We start from the raw sequence: 21610 nt of genomic DNA on the forward strand, positions 1-21610 counted from the left end.
CAGTAAAAAAACTTTGTGTCTTAGGGTCTTCGTGGCAAAACCTAACAATAAAAAAACTTAGTGGTTAAATCTTAACCACATTTAGAGGAACCGCAATCACTGCAAGTAAGACATCCTTCCTGATAAATAAGATTACTTGAGTTGCAATTGCTGCATTTCTGTCCGCGGGCTTCAGTTCCGTCTACGATATAGCGTTTCAGTGCACGTGATACACCATTTTTCCAGGTATTTATAGATTCACTGTCTAATTGCAAACTGCCAATTAGCTCCACCACTTTATCAATTGGCATTCCGTGTCGTAATGTACTTGATATTAGTTTGGCGTAATTCCAATATTCCGGATTAAATTTATGAGAAAGCCCTTCGATAGTGGTTTTATAACCTCGGGTATTTTTATATTGAAAATCGTAACGGGTATTTCCGTCTTCATTTTTATTCTTGATAATTAGTCCCTCAGTAACCCAACGCGGAATCAAAATACCGTCTTCATCATCTACCAAACCTGTAAAAATTTCATAAGGCCTGCCTTCCAGTAATCCAATAAAAGCGATCCATTTGTCTTTACTATTTTGAAAACGAACGACATCAGCCTCTAATACCTGAGGACGCTTGGCAGAAAAAACACTTGTTTGTATTTCTGAAGTTTCTTCTTTCTTTTCTGTATTGGCAATCAAAACCCCGGAGCGTGAACCATCACGATAAACAGTAACGCCTTTACATCCTGCCTCCCATGCTTCCATATACAACTTATTCACCATTTCTTCAGGAGTTTCATTCGGAACATTAATAGTAACCGAAATAGAGTGATCGACCCATTTCTGGATTTTGCCCTGCATTCTTACTTTGCTCAGCCAATCAATATCATTACTTGTTGCTTTATAATAAGGTGATTTTTCTACCAATACATCAATTTCTTGCTGACTGTAATTTCTCGAAGTATCATATCCGTTAATAAGCATCCACTCCTTAAATCTGTGATGAAATACCACATATTCTTCCCAACTGTCTCCTACTTCGTCTACAAAATCAACGCGTGCATCTCTATCATTTGGGTTTACTTTTCTTCTGCGTTTGTAAACCGGCAGAAAAACTGGTTCTATACCTGAGGTCGTCTGGGTCATTAAACTTGTTGTACCCGTTGGCGCAATTGTTAATAAAGCAATATTTCGGCGTCCGTACTGCTGCATTTCATTATACAGCTCAGTATCAGCTTCTTTTAATCGAAGTAAAAACGGATTATTTTTTTCTCTTTTAGCATCATAAATAGCAAACATTCCCCGTTGTTTAGCCAAATTCACAGACCCACGGTAGGCTTCTATTGCGAGTGTCTTTTGTATTTTTTCAGCAAACAAAACACCTTCATCACTTCCGTAACGCAAACCTAGTGCTGCCAGCATATCTCCTTCGGCAGTAATCCCAATTCCGGTACGGCGTCCTTCATTTGCTTTATGTTTGATGTTTAACCAAAGATTTTTCTCGACTGATTTTACTTCTTCACTTTCCGGATCCTGATTTATTTTTTCTAAAATCGCATCAATCTTTTCCAGTTCGAGATCAATAATATCATCCATTATTCTTTGGGCTGCCGCAACGTGTTTTTTGAAAAGCTCAAAGTCAAAAGATGCTTTTTTAGTAAACGGATCATTAACATAGGAAAACAGGTTTATGGCCAATAAACGACAAGAATCGTAAGCACAAAGCGGGATTTCTCCACATGGGTTTGTCGATAAGGTTTTATATCCCAGATCAGCATAACAATCCGGCAAAGATTCGTTGATAATCGTATCCCAAAATAAAATTCCGGGTTCTGCCGATTTCCAGGCGTTATGAATAATTTTATTCCAAAGTTCTCTTGCTTTAATTTCTTTCGAATACAAAGGATTATCGCTAAATATGGGATATTTCTGTTCGTATAAAGTATCTGCTTTTACTGCCTTCATAAACAAATCGTCAATTCGAACCGATACATTGGCTCCGGTAACTTTTCCCTGCTCCATTTTGGCATCAATAAAATCCGCAGCATCAGGATGATTTATGGATACTGAAAGCATTAACGCTCCACGACGGCCGTCCTGAGCCACTTCGCGGGTCGAATTTGAGTAACGTTCCATAAAAGGGACTAATCCTGTAGAGGTCAATGCCGAATTTTTGACGGGTGAACCTTTTGGGCGAATGTGCGACAAATCATGTCCTACTCCTCCTCTGCGTTTCATGAGCTGAACTTGTTCCTGATCTGTTTTCATGATTCCGCCATACGAATCAGAATTATCGTTACCAATCACAAAACAATTCGATAAAGATGCAACCTGAAACGGATTACCAATACCTGTCATTGGACTTCCCTGAGGGACGAGGTATTTAAAATCTTTGATAAGATCGAAAACTTCTTCTTCACTTAGCGGATTTGGATATTTATTTTCAACGCGTGCAATTTCTGATGCAATACGACGGTGCATGTCATTAGGTGATTTTTCAAAAATATTACCTTGAGAATCTTTAAGAGCATATTTGCTTACCCAAACTGTAGCCGCAAGACTATCTCCTTTAAAGTATTCTAAAGAGGCCTGAATGGCTTCATCTTGGGTATAAATTGTTGTTGTATTGTTTGTAGCTAATAATGCATCCATGATTACGATGTTTTTGAAGTTTTTATGAGTGGTAAATTTAAAACCAAATAAACTCTAAAAAAAATAAAATAAAAAAAGTTTACAAAAAATATACATTAAAACCTTAAATATCAATTAATTAAAATTTTACAAACACACAAAAGTTAACAAATAAATATATTTATGTAAAAACATTAACAGAAAATATGACAAAAATCATTGAATAATAAAAACGCAATCAATGCGTTAAACAAAAACATTAAAAGACAAAATTTCTTACTTATTTTAAACCATTGTTTTATAATTAAGAGTTTTAGTAAATCATACCTTTCTTTTTTCATATTATACATTTTCAAGTAATTAAAATACCCTCAAATAGTACGTAACTTTTTGAGGGTAATTCTAAATGTAACGGAAGGTATTTTATAAATTACTTCCAGTATTAATGAGTACTGTCTTTTTATTCCGATTTTCTAAAATGCTTCTAAAGGCAACCATCAACAATGATATCATACCGAACCCCATTCCTGCCCAGGGAATATTACTAATCGTACTTTTCGAAATAATCCAGCCTCCAACGGCTGTACCAAGAAATACACCGAGATTTCCAAATGAGGTTGCCAGACTATTCGCAAACTCAAGAGATTTTGGTGCCGCCGAAATCATATAAGCCGATGCGTTTAAAAAACATGGCGCATAAAAAAATCCCCAAAGAGCAACAACAAGTATAGTTATCCAGACGCTGTCTGCGGAATAAATAAGTATTACCGGAATAATTACAGTTCCCAAAAGAAAAAAGGCAACTGTTTTTGTTATACTTCTCGTTAGCATTTTTCCGGAGAGCCAATTAGAGAAAACGCCAACAACGCCAAACAAAAGCAAAAGATAACTAATGGCCGCCATGTCTACTTCTCTGGTTTTTATCAAATAATCAGCAAAATAACTATAAGTAGAAAACCACGATGCAATCATGAAAAAATTCATTGCAGTACTTAAAACAAAGGATTTATCTTTTAGAATTTTAACCTGGCTTCCGTATGTTTTTTTCTCTGGTATTTCTCCCCCAGGCATAATCCTGAAAATTGTAAATAATGCTAGTACACTTACGAGCGCCTGAACAAAAAATGAAATCTGCCACGTAAAAATACTTGCTAGATAGGTAGCAAACGGCACGGTTGTAACCATTGCCAATGCGATTCCGCCAAGAACAATTCCCATTAACTGATTCTCCTGGCTTTTTTCTCCAGACGCTACGGCGGCGGCAATTGCAGTGGCGATATAAACCGGCTGCAGAAAGGCAGGTAACATTCGAACAATCATCAAAAGCCAAAAAGGCGGTGAAAACGCAGAAACGACAGTTGATAGCAAAAAGATAAAAATAGTGGTGAGCATGATCTTTTTTCTGTCAAAACCCGAAAATAGCAAGGTCATAAACGGACCGGTAAGCGCAATAACAAGTGCAAAAGCACTTAACAGATACGCTGCCTTATCGATTGTAATTTCGTAATAAACGGCAATTTGCGGCAAAATTCCAATTATTCCAAATTCAGTCGTTATGATGCCTATCATCCCAAGGCAACCCACGTATGCAATTTTTTTATTTAGCTTCATTACTTCCAGAATTTAGAAATGAATAAATCGCGTTTTTGATTTTTTGTTGCTGAATGGGTATTTCTATTGTTGCTTTTACTATAATAAGAGAGAACGGGTATTTAAACATATTTGTAACTATTTTGATTAGGGTTGCAAAACTACATTGAGTAGCCTAATTTTGTACCGCATACATCCCAATGTAGGGTACTAACAAAAAAGTAAGTAATGGCAAAAAGAAAAGAAACATCTACAAATACAGAGAACAGAAACTATATCACCTCCTGCGACCTGACTTATGCAGTTTGCCTTGTGGGCGGGCGATGGAAACTGTTGATATTATGCAAACTTGAAAAAGGAAAATTGAGATTTGGAGAATTAAGAAACCAAATATGCAACATTACAGAGCGCATGCTTACTTTGCAATTGCGCGAATTAGAACGAGACGGAATGGTAAAACGTACTGTTTATGCCGAAGTACCGCCCAGAGTAGAATACGAACTTACTGAAATTAGCCTGAAACTAGTACCAATCTGGGGCTTAATAAGCAATTGGGGAGCCGAACACAGAGAAACGATGCTTCAAAAAAATACTGCCGAAGCAGAAAACTTAATAGAACAGCAATAAAAGAAGCGAATCTCTATAATAAAAAAACCACTCTAAAAAGAGTGGCTTTTACTTCTTTGTTCTTCAAAAAGCAATAAAGGCTAAAATAGTTATGAAACTTTAGCCATTAATTCTTCAATTTTAGATGCTGAAATTATCGGATTTGCGCCCGGAGACGAAGCTACTAAAGCGCCTATTGCGCAAGCAAAATCAATGGAGGACTGAGGATCTTTTCCTGTAAGTAACCAGCTGGTTAATGCCGCCAAAAATGAGTCGCCTGCTCCTACTGTATCGGCCACTTCTACAGGATAACCTTCGTTATCATAGAGTTTACCTTCCCACAATAACAAAGCCCCGTGTTTTCCTTTGGTTACACATATCCCAGTAGCTTTTGTTTTGTCTGCAACAAAATGCATGTTCTCTTCCAAACTGGTAAAAGGAGAATGCATAGCTGCGGCTATTTCCAACAATTCTTCATCATTGAACTTTATAAAATTAGCCGAATGCATTAACTGGTCTAAGGTTTCATAGGAATAATGGGGTTTTCTTAAATTCACATCAAAAACCTTGTACACATCTGTTTGCAACAATTCTTCCAGAGATTCCCTGGAGACTTCGTCTCTGCAGACCAAACTTCCGTAAATTAAAACATCAGCATCAGCAACGACTTTTTTTGCAAAATCATTCAGCACAATTTTATCCCAGGCAGATGGATAAGCAATTTCATAGGTAGCAGAACCACGCTCGTTTAATGTTACATTTACTAATCCTGTCGGGAAATTTTCTGATTGCATAATCGCATTGGTTTCAAGTCCCATGCTTTTTACCTGATCTATTATGGCGTCTCCGTCTTGATCATTACCTACACAACTAATCATGGCTACCTCGCAACCTAAAGTTTTCATTCGTAAAGCTACGTTTAATGGTGCACCTCCAATCTTTTTTACATGATCAAAAACATCCCAAAGTACTTCTCCATAAGCTACAGCTTTAAGTTTTTTTCCGTTATTCATTCTAAAACTATTTTTACATTATTGTTATTCCGAGTGTGTAATCTCAAGGCTAGAGACAGTAAAAACTAACCTTCAGATTACTACAATCTACTTTTGTATCTTTCGCAAATGCGATTTTTTAAATTCATTTTTACGTTATTGTAAGATACAATAATACTTTTCAACCTCTTTATTGTTTCACAAAAAATTAATAACCTGGATTTTGTTTGTATACTCCCTGGCTAAAATTAATTTGCTTCAACGGAATTGGGCAATATTCCTCTTTATGCGCATCAAAAAAGGCATCCTGATAATAGGTGCGCTTTGTTTTTTCTTCGGTATAAAATTTATTCATCACTTCATCAGTTACACCCCAGCGAACTAAATCGAAGAAACGATTTCCTTCCATAGCCAATTCTAAACGGCGCTCCCAACGCAATGCTTTTCGGGCAAAATCCTGTGTCCAGTTGCAATTGTTTCCGTCAACGTAAGTATTGATTTTAAAGTTTTTTGCATACGGCAATCGTCCTGTACTTTGCGCTGCACGTTCTCTGATCTGATTAATTAATGGCAAGGCTTCTGATTGTCTTCCTAATTCAATCAAAGCTTCGGCGCGCATTAAAATCACATCGGCATAACGAATCTGAATTCTGTTTTTCGAGTTTCCATAAAACGGATCAATATTCACCACACAACTACAGCTTGGTGCTACATTTTCTTTTAATGAGGCAAAATAACCATACGTTCCCGGAGATCTAACCCAGGCTTCAACATAAAGAAATTCAGGATCGTATTTATAAGGCAATCCCGGCATCGCAACAGTATGATACAATCTTGGATCAACCGTATTGGCATCTCTGTTTTTATAATCAAAATCCTGATCGTTATAAGTATCAAATTCAGGTAAACCATTTGCTCGGGTTTTAAAGGCGTTTACTAAGTTTTGACTTGGCTTATGAAAATCGCAGCATCCTAAACCTTGTGGAGTTGAAAGTACATCGGAGAAATTTAATCTTCCGTATAAAGTTCCGTCGTTGTCTGAAAACTGAATTGAGAAGATCGATTCTGCTCCGTTTTCAAAATTACCAGGCAAGAAGTTATTGGCAAAATCAGGTTCTAAACTTGCTTTTCCAATTACTTTATCCGTAGCTGTAATTACTTCCTGTAAATGTTGTTGGTTGATTCCGGTAACTTTATACGTTTCATCTTGTGTATACGCCTGATACAAACGTGTTTTGGCTAAATAGGCATAAGCTGCTTTTTGAGTCGCACGACCTACTTGTGGCTGTGTTTCCGGCAAAGCGTCGGCTGCAGCCTGAAAATCTTCGGCAATTTTGTTCCAAAGTTCTTCGTTTGAAAGTGCTTTGTTGGAGATCGTTTTGTAATTTTCGACCGCAATATCTTCTGTAATATAAGGAACATTCCTGAACATAATTTTCAGCATAAAATAAAAATGGCCTCTCAAGAAACGCATTTCAGCCATACGTGTTTTTTTCAACGGAAAATCAGCTTCTGATATTTGTTCTAATGCTTTCAAGGCTTTATTCGTTCTGGAAACCCCAACATAACTGATGTACCAGAAATTGTCTAATTCACCAAAATCAGGTCGGATATTATTAGACACTTCGAAAAAGTGAAAATCCTGAAGATCATTAGTTCCGCTTCCGCCTTTGTAAGCATCATCAGAACGCACATTCCCAAAAGGCCATAAACTATAAGGCGAATCATAATGATCATTTCCTAATTGTGCATAGGCCGCATTCATAAATCCTTCTACTGATTGCGGTGTCACAATATCTTCTTCTGAAAGTACGCCACGAGGGTCATTCTCCAGAAAATCAGAACAGGAACCCAACATTCCAAGTACTAAAAAAGCAGTTATATATACTAATTTTTTCATGTTTTTTGATTTAAGCTTTTATTATAAAGTAAAATTAAGACCAGCCGTAAAAGTCGTTGGCTGCGGATATCCAAATCCTGCATTTTCAGGATCTACACCAGTAAAACTTTTGGCATCAATGATCAGTAAATTTTGACCGCTGATGTACAATCTAAAGCTATCGAAATTCATTTTTTTCAACAGATCTTTTGGTAAACTGTATCCTACCTGCAAGACACGAAGTTTAAGATAGTTTCCGTTTTCTACATAATAAGTCGAAAATCTTGATTCTGCATTCCTGTCTACAGTAGTTAAGGCAGGAATAGTAGAATTAGGATTATCAACAGACCAGGCGTTTAATAAACGTGTTCCTTTATTAGAACCTACGTCATCTACGCTCCAGAAATCAGTTTGGTATTTTGTATTATTTATGACATCAACATCACTTGCTCCTTCCCAGAAAGTGGTAAAATCCCAGTTTTTATACCCTAATCCCAAATTAAAACCATACGTCAATCCCGGATTTGGATTTCCTATCCAGGTACGGTCTTTATCTGTAATAACTCCGTCTTCGTTTAAATCTTTGTAACGAATTCTTCCTAGGCCTTTTCCTTCCTGAGTGGCCGAGTTATCTACTTCGCCCTGACTTTTAAAGAGTCCGTCAGCTACATAACCGTACATTGAGTTAATTGGACGACCTAAGATATTATCGTCAAGTCCATCTCCTCCGTAGCTATTTCGTACTTCATCAGGCAATTTTGTAATCTTGTTTTTATTGGCTGAAACATTCGCCGAAATATCATATTTAAGTCCAAATGAGGTTTCGTCATGGTATCCTAAACTAACTTCCCAGCCTTCATTCTGCATCGAAGCACCGTTTACCCAACGATTTCCGCCTTCGCCAATTACACCTAAATAAGGTGGTAAAACCAGAATATCATCTGTTTTTTTGATGTAATAATCTACAGAACCGCTTAATTTTTGTTTGAATAATCCAAAATCTAAACCTATGTTGGTTTGCGTAGTGGTTTCCCATTTTAAATTATCATTTCCTGACTGAGTGGCAATAAAACCAGACGGAAGCAAACCGTTTCCGTTTCCTGCAATATCATAAGCTGTACCGTAAGAAGTAGCCCAAGTTGGACTTCCGCCTGCATAACTTGCCAAATACAAACTGTAAACCGCAGTATTACTGATTTCCTGATTTCCGGTTTGTCCCCAACCTGCTCTTAGTTTTAAATCAGAGAAAACAGGCGCATTATTTTTAATGAAATTTTCATTGCTGATTCTCCATCCTGCCGAAACTGCTGGAAAGGTTCCAAATTGATTGTTTTTTCCAAAACGGGATGATCCGTCACGACGAATCGTACCTGAAAGTAAATAACGGTTATCAAACTCATAATCTACTTTTCCAAAATATGACAGCAAAGAATAGGTTGTCGAAGTTCCGCTGGTAAACGATTCTCCAGTTCCAGCATCTGGATACATATAATCAGGAGTTTCTATCAAAAAGTCATTTTTACGTAAAGTTGTCGTATCATAAACATCTTTGTACATCTCTGTTCCTGCCATCAAATTCAGGTTGCTTTTTCCGAAATTCAAACTGTAAATGGCAGTATTCGTCCAAGTCCATTTATCACTTACCGACTGATCAATGGTTACTGATGACTGATCGTTTTTCAGATAACCTGATTGATAACTTCTTTGCAGCGTTCGTTTTTTATAAGATCCATAATCAATACCAAAACTACTTTTGATATGCAGATTTTTGATGATCTCTAAATCAGCATACATATTTCCGAAAAGACGCAAATAATCATATTTATTGTCTTTGTTATATTCTAAAAGTCGAACAGGATTTTGCCTGTCGTTCATTCCTCCTACTGGTCCTCCCCAGCCTTTTCCGTCTACAGTACGCACCGGAATTATCGGTAAAGCACGAAGCGCAGGATCAAGAACTCCTGGATCTGTAACCTCATTGGTACGCGTCATCGAGAAATTTTCTCCAATTACCAGTTTACCGTCAAAATATTTATAAGAACCATTCATTCTGGCAGAAATCCTTTCGAAATCAGTCGTTTTTACAACACCTTCGTTCCCATAATACCCCAAAGAAAAAACATAACTTCCTTTATCTGATGCATTAGAAACAGATAAATCATACGAATTCGCGATTCCGGTTTGCGAAATTGCATCGTACCAATCTGTATCCGAAGCTTTCAGGGTTTGATTCGCATCTAGATATTCAGGAATCAACACTTTGTTTAGTTGTGGTTTGTTATTGTTTACAGACCAGTCAAACTGATAACGTAAATTATTATTGTTTGGATTTAAGCCGTCGTTAATATTTGCCTGCCATAAAGCCTGACCAAATTGATTAGCATCTAATACTTCCTGTTTTCTGGAATAATTTGAAAAAGAAGTATAAGTGCTGAAATTAATTCTCATTTTACCCTCTTTTCCTTTTTTGGTAGTAATGATAATTACTCCGTTTGAAGCACGGGAACCGTAAATACTAGCCGATGAAGCGTCTTTTAAAACCTGAATCGATTCAATATCATTTGGATTTAATTCGTGCATTCCGGATTTTGTTGGCATTCCGTCAATTACATAAAGAGGGTCTGTGTTGTTTAAGGTTCCTACTCCACGAATCACAACTTTTGTATTAGCTCCGCTCGGAGAACCATCAGACGAAACTTTTACCCCTGCAACTCTTCCCTGCAGCGCTTTTATTGGGTTAGGCTCTGGTTGTGTCATGACTTCCTTCATGTTTACAACGGCCACGGCTCCTGTAATATCGGTTTTCTTTTGTTTAGAGTATCCCGTTACAACCACTTCATTGAGCTGGTTGTTGTCTACTTTTAAAGTAATATTGAATGTTTTTTGCCCTTTAACTTCAATCGATTGTGGGCTGTATCCGATAAAAGAAACGACAATCTTTGCATCTGAAGTTACCTCTTGAAAAGAGAAATTTCCATCAAAATCTGTTACTGTACTGGTATTTGTTCCCGCAATAAGTACCGTTGCTCCGGGAAGTGGCATTCCGTCGTCTGACGAAATTACTGTTCCCTTAATTCCTGTTTCCTGCGCGGTCATAACCAGCATTGGAAAGAAGAAAAATAGAAAATAAATGAGTTTGGTTTTCATAGTTAGTGGTTTTGGTTTTAAGGTTAGTTTACATTTAATTGGTTAATTTCTAAGTTACTCAGCTCAACGCCATTGTTTGAAGAAACGCAAAGAGTGGTATACGGCTGGTTTGGGAAAAAGATTTCAGTAATTACTTTTTCACCATTGTTGTAAAATATTTCGATAGATGTTTTGTCCAGAATGATTTTAAAAATCCCTTCTTTTTGACTTCCGTCTAAAGCTGCTTTGGTAATTGTTGAGGCAAACTTTTCTGAGAAATCAATTTTTCCTGATTTCAAGCGATCCACAAATAAATAATGCTCTGAATTGTTGATCCCAAAAGTCACCGCTTCCCCTGCTGCATTTGACAGTGTAAAAGTGTAGGTATCCTGTTTCATATTTTTTATATTGAAATGGAGCATCGCCTTAGTCAAATCAATTTTCCCTGCTTGAACCAATACTAATTTTCCTTTCCCTTTCAGGCTTTTTACTTTGATTGTTTTACCAATGTACTTGTTGATTTCTTTTACAGGAAAATTAATCAAAGTATAATCGTTCCCTTTTTTGATTACCTGAAGTTCACGAGCAATTGTTGTGGCACTTCTCCAGGATTGTGTTGGAACTTGTTGTGCATAATCCCAATTCGACATCCAGCCAATAAATAATCTTCGTCCGTCAGCACTTGGAATATTATTCCAGGTCACGCCTGCATAATTATCTTTTCCGTAATCAAGCCATGCCGCTTTTTCCTGTTCTATTTTTTTAGCAAAATTAGATTCTAATGTAAAATTTGTTCCGTCGAAATCACCAATGAAATATTGTGTTCCCGATCCGCCGTTCGCGCCGCCGGGATTCAAATTCTGAATTAAAACCCATTTGGATTCATTGGTTCCTTTTACTTTTATCTCAAAGAAATCAGGGCATTCCCAAACACCTCCGTGAGCGCCAATATTTTTTCCGAACTCTGATAAATATTTCCAGTTTTTAAGATCTTTTGAAGCGTAAAACTGAGTTCTGTCCTGTGCTGCCAAAGACATGATCCATTGTTGATGGGTTTCATCCCAATTTACTTTTGGATCACGAAAATCACGAATTCCGGGATTTTTAATCACTGGATTTCCTTGTTCAAATTTCTGCCATGTAAAACCATTGTCATTCGAATACGCAATATCCTGCTGCTCTACATCAATCTTTCCTTCTTTTTCTTTGGTCATATCATGCAGCGTATAAATCGCCACAATAGGAGCCGTTTTTCCGGTACCTAAACCTGATGTATTATGCGTATCAACAACAGCGCTTCCTGAAAAAATATATTTGTCTTTGTCCGGATAAAGCGCGATTGGCTGCTCTTCCCATTGAATTAAATCTTTACTAATGGCATGTCCCCAGTGCATGGGTCCCCACACACTTTTCTCCGGATAATGCTGATAGTACAAATGATAATAGCCATTAGCATAGAACATTCCGTTAGGATCATTCATCCAGCCTTTTTTAGGTGTAAAATGAAAATTGGGACGGTACATTTTTTCTTCTGTAGTCATGGATGCTGAAACAGCAGTTGTTTGTGCAACAGCCGAATAAGGTTTAAAAGCGCCTATTGATAATAATACAGCACTATACAATGCCAGGGGCAGATGTTTCTTTGATGTCATTTTTTTTGATATTTTTTTTGGTTAGATTTTCACTCAATACTTCTAAAGAAATTCCTTTAGTTTCCGGCATTATAAAAATTACGAAGAGCAACTGCAGCACCATCATCAATGCAAAAATTAAGAATACAACTTCAGGTCCGATTTCTGAAAAAAGCATAGGAATCAAGGACGGAATAATGGCCGCTAAAACCCAGTGTACAGAACTTCCAAAGGCTTGCCCCGACGCACGGATATGGTTTGGAAAAATTTCTGAGATAAAAACCCAGATCACAGCTCCCTGACCAATGGCATGTGAAGCGATAAATAAGAAAAGGAAAATAGGCACCGATAATCCTCCCCAATTGTAGAAAAACGAAGCAGAAACTAATCCTAAGGAAATAATATATCCAATTGAACCAATGTACATCAACAACTTTCTTCCTAATTTGTCAATTAATGCAACTCCGATTAAAGTAAATATAAGGTTTGTAATTCCAATGCCGATGCTACTCAATAAAGCGGTATTTTGTCCTAAACCTGCTTCTTCAAAAATTCTCGGTGCATAATATAAAAAGGCATTGATTCCGGAGAACTGATTGAAAAAGGCAATTAAAAAGGCCAGCATTAACGGAAAACGGTATTTTTTCATGAAGATATTTTCATGCTTTGTAACTCCATTTTCTCTCGAATCATCCATAATAGATTCAAGATCTGCAGTGGGATCAATCTGAAACAAGACTTTTCGGGCTTCTTCATCACGGTTTTTAGACAATAACCATCTTGGACTTTCCGGTATGGTAAGGATAAAGAGAATATAAATAAGAGACGGAAAAGCCTGAACTCCGACCATCCAGCGCCAGGCATTTTCTCCGATATCCTTTAAAAAGAAATTGGATATAAAAGCAATTAAAATTCCTAAAACAATATTGAACTGATACAAAGCTACCAAACGTCCGCGTTTGTCTGCCGGGGCAATTTCTGAAACATAAGCCGGAGCAGCAATAGTTGAGGCGCCAACTCCTAAACCTCCAATAAACCTGAAAGCAGCAAATACATAAGGATCATTTGCAAAAGCAGCACCAATGGCTGAAATGAAATATAAAATCCCGATCCAGAATAATGTCTTTTTACGACCTATTTTATTGGTTGGGATTCCTCCAAAAATGGCTCCTATAACAGTTCCCCAAAGTGCCATTGCCATAACAACAGATCCATGAAAAGCATCAGATGAATGCCATAGAAGCTGCAATTGTTTATCAGCTCCAGAAATAACTACGGTATCAAAACCGAATAGAAAACCTGCCAGTGCAGCAGTAACAGACCAAATCAATATCTTGTTCATTGTAGATGTATTAAAAACTTATCGCTAAGATATCCGCAAAAAAAACAACTTATTTTTAATGATGTTACAATTTAATTCCTTAAATATTGATAGTTTGACATTCCAGCATCAACAAGCTTATTTACAAGGCTTTAGACTTATTGAAATTTAATTACGAAAACCATGTAGTTTCGATTTTGTTACATTGGGTACAAAATTGATACATAAAACCAAACGCTTTTATATCAATTAGAATTTGATGTTTTGTATTCTTTAGGAGAAATTCCAAATTTATTCTTAAAAGCAGTAGAAAAATAATTGGGAGAAGAGAATCCAAGTGAGTACGCAATCTCAGAAATATTCATCTGATTGGACTTTAAAAGCTCAGCGGCTTTCTCTAATTTGACATTATTGATATGATCACTAATATTGATACCAATAATTGCTTTTACTTTTCGGTACAGCTGAACTCTCGAAACCCCAAGCTTGTCGGCTAAATCCTCGACAGAAAATTTAGGATTTTCAACATTCTTCTTAATAATATCATTCATCTTGGTAATGAAAGTCTGTTCCTGATTGCCAAATTTGGACTCAGGTTCAACACGGTAAATATTATTGGTGTAATAATAACGAAGTTTCTCTCTGTTGAAAAGCAAGCTCGAAATAGATTGTTTTAAAATAGAAAGGCTAAAGGGTTTTGTTAAATATTGGTCGACTCCGCTCTGCAATCCTTTTAATACCGATTCTTTGTTGCTTTGCGCTGTTAGAATAATAATAGGAATATGGGAAGAGCGCAGATCTTTTTTTAATTCTTTACTAATTTCATAACCATCTTTATCAACCAGATTGATATCGCAAATAATGATATCGGGAACAATTTCCATTGCTTTTTCAATAGCATCACTTCCATCAGAAGCGTACACCGTATATTCACCCGATAATCTTGCTTTTAAAAATGATACCAGATCAATATTGTCTTCTATGATCAAAAGGGAATGTTTCTCTGATTCAGCAATTGTATTTACTTCTTTAAAATCAGGTTCTATATCGAGATTATCTGTTATTAGATTTGGAGTTATATTGAGATTTTCGGCTTGATTTACCATTTCAGAAGGCTGTAAATGACTGCTTCCTTTTAATAAAGTAATGACAAACTCGCTTCCTTGTTTTGATTTGAGTTCGATCGTGCCGTGATGCAAAAGCACAAACTCTTTCGATAAGTGTAGCCCTATTCCTGAACTGTTTTTATTATTGTTTGAGGCTTTAAAAAACGGACTAAATACGTTAGACAACTCATTTTCGGGAATTCCAATTCCGGAATCCTTGAAGTTGATTTTTACCGTATTGTCCTGATTTTCGAGAATCGAAATGGTTATTTTTCCGTTATCCGGGGTAAATTTAAAAGCATTGGAAAGCAGGTTGAAATACACTTTATCCATGAGGCCTCTATCGATAAACAGCTCCAGGTTTTTATTTTTGATCGTCAGCTGAAAATCGATGTTTCTGCGGGCAGCTTCACCTTTAAAATTGGTCATTACCTCATTGGTAAAATCATAAATCTTAGTACTGGATGCTCTTAGGGTAAATTTTTGTTCTTCTATTTTTCTAAAATCCAGTAGCTGATTTATTAACCGCAGTAATCTGTTCGAATTTTTATGAATGAGTTTTACCTCGTCAATAAGCGCGGTTCCTTTGATTTTTTCATTTTCGATCAGGGACTCCACATAACTCATAATCAGCGTTATTGGAGTTTTAAATTCATGGGAAAGTCCGGTAAAGAAATTCAGTTTCGCTTCATTGCTTTTCGCTGCAATCTTTGCCATTTCCTGTATTTCATTATTTTGATCAATTACGGTTTGATTGATACTTTCAAGCTGTTTTTTCTTTCTCGAAATAGAAATCGTCGAATAAATACTGTAAATGGTCAGACTCAAAATAATCACTAAGAAAAAACTCAGCAAACGTACCAGATTGTTCTGGGAAGCATACTCTCTTTCCTGAACTTTTATCGCTCCCTGCTGCGACTCTATCACTGTTTGCTGCTGATCGACTTTATCCATTTGGTTTTCGATAATCTCAGCATTATTATGGTCGATCACAATGGTATTTAGAATATTGTTTTTAGAAACAGGTTCTTTATGGTACATTTTCAAAGCCAGTTTCAAAGCTTCATTTCCTCCAGTAGGATATAAAATGGTTCCGTCTAAAACACCGCTTTTAACCAATTCAATCCCGCCATTGACAGAATTTAATCCGTCTACACCTAAAAATTTAATTTTATTCTCTAATCCAACTGTCTTTGCCGTTTCCCAGGCGCTCAATGCCATTCGATCGTTATGGGCAAAAATGTATTCGACATCAGGATTTTGTAAAAGAATTGTTTTTAAGGGCGCATTAACAGATTCTTTCTCCCAATTGCCGTGAATGGTATTGACAACTGTAAAACGTTTATTGCTTTTAATGATCTGATCGAACCCAAGGCTGCGCTCGTAGGCCGGCGAAGAACCGTTTGCGCCTGTAATTTCAACGATTTTACCTGAACCTTTACTGTGCGAAATGATATATCGGGCGGCAATTCTTCCAATTTCAATATTATCCGCTCCAAGATAAGCCGTGTAATTTTCGCCATCGATCTTACGGTCTACAACAAGAACCGGAATTCCGGCTTTGATCGACTTCTCTACAACTGCAGTTAAGGGTTTGGACTGGATTGGAGATACAATAATTACATCTGCTTTATTGGCAATAAATCGCTCTATATCTTCGATTTGTTTATTGACATTGTTATTGGCGTCGCTGATTTTTAAATCGACTTCAGGTCTGAGCGAAGCTTCAATTTTTATCGAACTGGTCATTTGTTTGCGCCAATCGTCTGTGGTCATCGCTTGCGAAAAACCAACTTTTATTTTATCTCCCTGTTTTTGACTGCACGAAACTAAACTTAATGATGCTAAAAATAGCAGCAAAATATATTTTACAAATGGATACATGAAATTATGAGTTTATGTAAATGAAAATGAGTTTTCAAAAAAAATACCTTACTGAACCAACAACTTGCCAAAATAATTAGGAAGGATTATTTTGCATAGACAAGCGGGAAGGATATATGATAAGGTAAAATTAAACTTTTATTTGATCTTTGCAACTTAGTACTGAAATATCTTAATCAAAAACAGCGATCCTGAAAAAACGCTCTGACTTAATGATGAGGCGCGTTGTACCTGTTAAATAAAACGATACTATACACATAGATAATTAACCTGCAAAGCTTTGTTTTGTTCCCTTTATTCTAAAACTTTTCAGACTCATTGCTTTGTGTCTTTTAAAAAATTTATTAACATGACTTTCATCCGAAAATCCAAATTCATCTGCTATCTCATGAACTCTTTTATCGCTAAATTGTAGTCTGTGCTCTATCAGGCGGATCCTGTAAGAAGAAATATAATGCTGAATGGTTTCGCCACATTGCCTACGAAAATAACTGCCAAGATAAGTTGGCGATAACCCAAATAGATCTGCTATTACTGCTATTTTCAAACGTTCGGGATTACGTATATGCTCTTGAATATAATCCAGTATTTGCATAATACGTACATCTGCATTTGGAGAAATATTTTTTGGTTTGACTGCTGATATATTTCTTGCAGCAATAACAATAATCGCATTTACTAAATGAGCAATCAGGTCCTGGTTATAAATATTGTCATGCTCGATAGTCTGCCCTAGCTGCCCCATAAGGATATGAACCATTTGTTTATCTTGATGATTCGCCAAAACCGAACCTGACAAATCAGAAGCATAATATAAAAGGCATTCGATATGATCGATGCTTTTCCATTGATATTCTCTAATATAATTTTCACCAAAACGAACCACTATAAACTCACAAATACCGTACAGGTCAAATTCATGGCAATCATTGGGCGTAGTCAAAAATAAGTCTCCCGATCTAAAATCTACTTTATTTCCATTTGTACAATAGCTTCCATTACCTGATATAACATAAACCATTTCAAAAAAATTAAACTGCCTGTCACGCAGTGGACATGTATCGATTTTTTCATAAAATACTTCGAGTGACTGATAAATATTTTCTCTTCCCATATGGTAAAGATACCTAAATAGGCTTGAAATATACCTGTTAAGAGGCGCTTTACCGGTCTATTTTTGTCAAGCACAAATAAAGATTATTAGTTAAGGTTGTATTGAATTATAAAAATCCCTAAATATGAAAAACACCAATTTGAAGAATATAGATAGCAACCTTTGGCAAGCTATCACCAAAAGTGAGTACATGCAGATAGACTATGAAAGCTTGCTGGGGAATGATCCAGCGCAAATTAGAGCCAAGGAACTAACATTGTCATTAAAGGAAGAATCTGCTGAAATACCCGATGAGTTACATCTGGAAACTATTCAGATTCCTTCTTCTGAAAATAAACGTACCATCTCATTGAGAACATACAAACCTGCCAAAAAAGGCACCTTACCGGTATTGCTTTATTTTCATGGAGGAGCTTTTATCTATGGAACTCCAGAGCAATATGATTTTTTATTTTTCAGATTGGCAATCGATATTAATGCAGTAATTGTTTCTGTCGATTACCGGTTGGCGCCTGAAGATCCTTTTCCGGCTGCTCTGGAAGATGGATATGATGCGCTGCTCTGGTTGTCTGAATATGCGGGGGATATCCAAGGGGATAAAAACAACATTATCATTGGTGGAAGCAGCGCCGGAGCAACTATTGCTGCTTCTCTAGCCCATATGGCAAGAGATAAAAAGCAAGTAGAAATCCGGCACCAGTATTTACTTTATCCAGCAATGGATCATCGCCTGAAAACCCAATCAATGCAAGACTTAGCAAATGCTCCTATGCAAAGCAAAAAAGCAGCACAATGGATGTGGAAACATTACTTACCACACCCGATCACTAAGCCGCCAAGATATGCAGTGCCGTTATTGGAAGACAATTTCAAAGATTTACCAACTGCAACAATCATAGTATGCGAATTGGATCCTCTGAGAGACGAAGGAAAAAAATATGCTGCAAAATTACAACAGGCCGGTATTGCAGTTAATCTATTGGAAATACAAGGAGCTGTGCACGCCTTTGATTTTTTTCCATGTCAATTATCTGATGCTTTTTATACACAGCAAGTTCAATTATACAATGAAATTTTAAATCCTGAAAAATGAAAAAAATAGTAGTTATAAATGGGCATCCTGATAAAGAAAATTTAAACAGTGCAATTGTAGAGACTTACATTAATTCTGCCAAACAAAACGGTTCACAAGTTCGCTATATCGCCATCGGAGCGCTCAACTTCAATGCTAATTTAGAGTTCGGTTATTCTCAAAGAATGGAATTGGAACCTGACTTGGTAAAAGCCTTGGAGGATATTAAGTGGAGTGAACATACCGTATGGATACATCCTATGTGGTGGCTGGGTATGCCAGCAATTATGAAAGGTTTTTTCGACAGGGCATTTCTTCCGGGTATTACCTTTAAGAGGGATGAGAAAGGTGTTACCCAAGGATTATTAAAAGGAAAAACAGGAAGAATTATTACAACCGCAGGAGATTTATCCCTAACTATTTACAACGAAATCTATAAGTCAAGCGGACTAGTACAATTAAAAGAAGGGATTTTAGCTTACTGTGGAATATCTCCTATCGAAAGTGATTTTATTGGACCTTTGAATGAATTAACCGAAAGTGACACATTACAATGGCTAAAGAAAATCAAACACCTAGCCTTCTTAGACTCCAAATCGATTTGAATCTTTTTTATAATTAACTCATTGGGTATAATTGCTTTTAACATATAAAAGTTATGTCTGAGCACGGAAAATTATACCCAACGATTTTTAATCCAACATAAAAACAATCAATCCTCTTGCACCATGTGCTCCAAGAACTAATGACTGCTCGATATCAGCTGTTTTTGATGGTCCTGCGATAAAAGTTCCGAAACCATACTGCTGATTGCCAATTCTTTCATAGGCCTGATGCATGGTGGCCAAAATATCATTTTTATGAACTATAATAGCTAAATATTGTGCAATAAAAGGCGATATACGTTGTCCAAGTACATCATCTGTAACCCAAAGTGCACTATTTTCGGCTACACCAAAATGAGCTTTTATCACATTTAGTTCCACATCGGCAAGCGAATGCGGATCATCACTCGTCCAGTCTAAAGATGCAATTTCAGAAAGCTCCGAAATTGTGGTTATGATGCGTTTTTCGAGTGCATAATTTTTCTTTATATAATCAAGGATTTCAGCGTAACTAGCTACTTCTACTAGATCACCTCCAATATTTTGCAGTACCGTTTTATAGGTTGCCAGCACATCAGCATTCTCTGAACTTAAAAGATTCAGATCAGGCAAGTCTGTAATAAAAGCAGGTTGATTTTGCTTTATTTTATTTAAAATATCCGCTTTACTACTCATTGTCTTTTGCTTTTGCTTCTCTTGAATTTTTCTTGTACCATTCTCTAAAAGATTCCTCTGGAACGTCTGGCATTTCTCGCTGGTCGTACCATTTGTTCATTTTATTATTGACTAGCCCTGGAATGTTTTTCATCACAAAACGCCCTGATTTTCCTGCGATATTAAAAATCGTTGGATTAGCGAGAACTTTCGCCATGGTATTCATTGCAATTGTTTTGGATGTTGGTGTATGTCCTTCTTTTACCAAAACCTGACGCCATTTATACAATTGGTCGTGTATATCAATTTTTACAGGACAAACATTGGTACAAGAACCACAAAGTGTACTTGCAAATGGTAGGTCGGCATTTTTACTCATGTCCAGATTGGGCGCCAATATAGAACCAATTGGTCCTGCAACGGCATTGTGATAACTGTGTCCGCCACTTCGTCTGTAAACAGGGCACGTATTCATACACGCACCACAACGAATGCATTTAAGGGAATTTCTAAAATCTTCTCTTCCCAGTTGCGTACTCCTACCGTTATCGACAATCACAATATGAATTTCTTTTCCGTCTCTTGGCTTTTTGAAATGACTTGAGAATGTGGTAATAGGCTGTCCAGTTGCACTTCTGGCCAATAATCTCAGGAAAACACCTAAATGTTTGCGCTCGGGAATTAGTTTCTCAAATCCCATACTGGCAATATGAACATCGGCTAGATGTGCGCCCATATCGGCATTTCCTTCATTGGTACACACTACGATTTCTCCGGTTTCTGCAATGGCAAAGTTAACTCCGGTCAACGCTACTTTTCTGGTTAAGAAGGTATTTCTTAAACTCAAACGAGCTGATTCGGTTAGATATTGAGGGTCAATATTACCTTTTTCTGTTCCAAGATGTTCATGAAAAGTTTCACTTACATCTTCTTTTTTAAGGTGAATTGCCGGCAAAACAATATGGCTAGGCGGTTCTTTACGAAGCTGAACAATATATTCTCCTAAGTCTGAATCAATCACTTCGATGCCTTTTTCGGCTAAATAATCATTCAAATGGCATTCTTCTGTAAGCATTGATTTTGATTTCACCATTTGCTTTACATCGTGCTTTGCCATAATCGAATGTACAATTTCGTTGTGTTGTTTTGCATCGGCCGCCCAATGTACGATGATACCATTTTTCTGCGCATTGGCTTCAAATTCAATCAAATAATCATGAATATTAGAAAGCACATTGTTTTTAATCTGTGAAGCGGTTTCGCGAAGCAATTCCCAATCTGGTATTTGATGCGCCGACTTATCACGCTTTTCACGGACAAACCAAAGTGTTTCGTCGTGCCAGTTTACGCGTTCTACATCTTTATTAAAATGCGTGGCGGCCTGGCTGTGTTCGATTATTTTTTTTGAAGACATTTTTTCTTAT

General features: G+C 36.8%; 14 protein-coding genes. 3 read left to right on the forward strand and 11 right to left on the reverse strand.

What is annotated here, in order from left to right:
• Positions 1-71: 71 nt before the first annotated feature.
• Together ACQKCJ_RS16760 and ACQKCJ_RS16765 are read right to left on the reverse strand one after the other, a co-directional pair.
• A complete protein-coding gene (locus tag ACQKCJ_RS16760) occupies positions 72-2627 on the reverse strand; it encodes an adenosylcobalamin-dependent ribonucleoside-diphosphate reductase (protein WP_427402484.1) in 2556 nt (851 codons plus the stop codon).
• A 402-nt stretch (positions 2628-3029) separates the two neighbouring features.
• On the reverse strand, positions 3030-4217 hold the full coding sequence (locus ACQKCJ_RS16765; RefSeq protein WP_427402485.1) for an MFS transporter: 1188 nt from the start codon (positions 4215-4217) through the stop codon (positions 3030-3032).
• 207 nt (positions 4218-4424) lie between these two features.
• On the opposite strand from ACQKCJ_RS16765, the gene ACQKCJ_RS16770 reads away from it, so the two are divergent.
• Entirely contained in the window at positions 4425-4823 is a 399-nt protein-coding gene (locus tag ACQKCJ_RS16770; protein WP_271335914.1) for a winged helix-turn-helix transcriptional regulator, read from the forward strand.
• An 89-nt stretch (positions 4824-4912) separates the two neighbouring features.
• Here the strand turns inward: ACQKCJ_RS16770 and ACQKCJ_RS16775 are convergent, their stop codons facing one another.
• The 7 genes from ACQKCJ_RS16775 to ACQKCJ_RS16805 form a co-directional block, all read right to left on the reverse strand.
• A complete protein-coding gene (locus ACQKCJ_RS16775) occupies positions 4913-5815 on the reverse strand; it encodes a carbohydrate kinase family protein (protein WP_271335913.1) in 903 nt (300 codons plus the stop codon).
• Positions 5816-6002: 187 nt separating this feature from the next.
• Positions 6003-7694: a RagB/SusD family nutrient uptake outer membrane protein gene (locus ACQKCJ_RS16780; protein WP_427402486.1), complete on the reverse strand. Its 1692-nt coding sequence runs from the start codon at positions 7692-7694 to the stop codon at positions 6003-6005.
• A 21-nt stretch (positions 7695-7715) separates the two neighbouring features.
• Positions 7716-10820 (reverse strand): SusC/RagA family TonB-linked outer membrane protein, encoded by a 3105-nt coding sequence (locus tag ACQKCJ_RS16785; protein WP_271335911.1) that lies wholly within the window; start codon positions 10818-10820, stop codon positions 7716-7718.
• Positions 10821-10843: 23 nt separating this feature from the next.
• A complete protein-coding gene (locus ACQKCJ_RS16790; RefSeq protein ID WP_427402487.1) occupies positions 10844-12451 on the reverse strand; it encodes a glycoside hydrolase family 32 protein in 1608 nt (535 codons plus the stop codon).
• On the reverse strand, positions 12414-13772 hold the full coding sequence (locus tag ACQKCJ_RS16795) for a sugar porter family MFS transporter (protein WP_427402488.1): 1359 nt from the start codon (positions 13770-13772) through the stop codon (positions 12414-12416). The genes ACQKCJ_RS16790 and ACQKCJ_RS16795 overlap by 38 nt, the downstream gene beginning before the upstream one ends.
• A gap of 224 nt (positions 13773-13996) precedes the next feature.
• Positions 13997-16741 (reverse strand): substrate-binding domain-containing protein, encoded by a 2745-nt coding sequence (locus tag ACQKCJ_RS16800; RefSeq protein WP_427402489.1) that lies wholly within the window; start codon positions 16739-16741, stop codon positions 13997-13999.
• 265 nt (positions 16742-17006) lie between these two features.
• A complete protein-coding gene (locus ACQKCJ_RS16805) occupies positions 17007-17855 on the reverse strand; it encodes an AraC family transcriptional regulator (RefSeq protein WP_427402490.1) in 849 nt (282 codons plus the stop codon).
• Between the two features lie 190 nt (positions 17856-18045).
• Between ACQKCJ_RS16805 and ACQKCJ_RS16810 the strand changes: the two genes are divergently transcribed.
• Complete coding sequence (locus tag ACQKCJ_RS16810; protein ID WP_427402491.1) at positions 18046-18948, forward strand: alpha/beta hydrolase; 903 nt, start codon at positions 18046-18048, stop codon at positions 18946-18948.
• Complete coding sequence (locus tag ACQKCJ_RS16815; RefSeq protein ID WP_427402492.1) at positions 18945-19532, forward strand: NAD(P)H-dependent oxidoreductase; 588 nt, start codon at positions 18945-18947, stop codon at positions 19530-19532. Before ACQKCJ_RS16810 ends, ACQKCJ_RS16815 begins: the two co-directional genes overlap by 4 nt.
• 87 nt (positions 19533-19619) lie before the next feature.
• Here ACQKCJ_RS16815 and ACQKCJ_RS16820 read toward each other — a convergent pair whose 3' ends face one another.
• Both ACQKCJ_RS16820 and ACQKCJ_RS16825 read right to left on the reverse strand, forming a co-directional pair.
• Positions 19620-20207, reverse strand: coding sequence for a LutC/YkgG family protein (locus ACQKCJ_RS16820; RefSeq protein WP_271335904.1), 588 nt, complete (start codon positions 20205-20207; stop codon positions 19620-19622).
• A complete protein-coding gene (locus tag ACQKCJ_RS16825; protein WP_271335903.1) occupies positions 20200-21600 on the reverse strand; it encodes a lactate utilization protein B in 1401 nt (466 codons plus the stop codon). The genes ACQKCJ_RS16820 and ACQKCJ_RS16825 overlap by 8 nt, the downstream gene beginning before the upstream one ends.
• Positions 21601-21610 lie beyond the last annotated feature (10 nt).

The organism is Flavobacterium sp. NPDC079362 (assembly GCF_050267765.1).
Lineage (GTDB): Bacteria > Bacteroidota > Bacteroidia > Flavobacteriales > Flavobacteriaceae > Flavobacterium > Flavobacterium azizsancarii.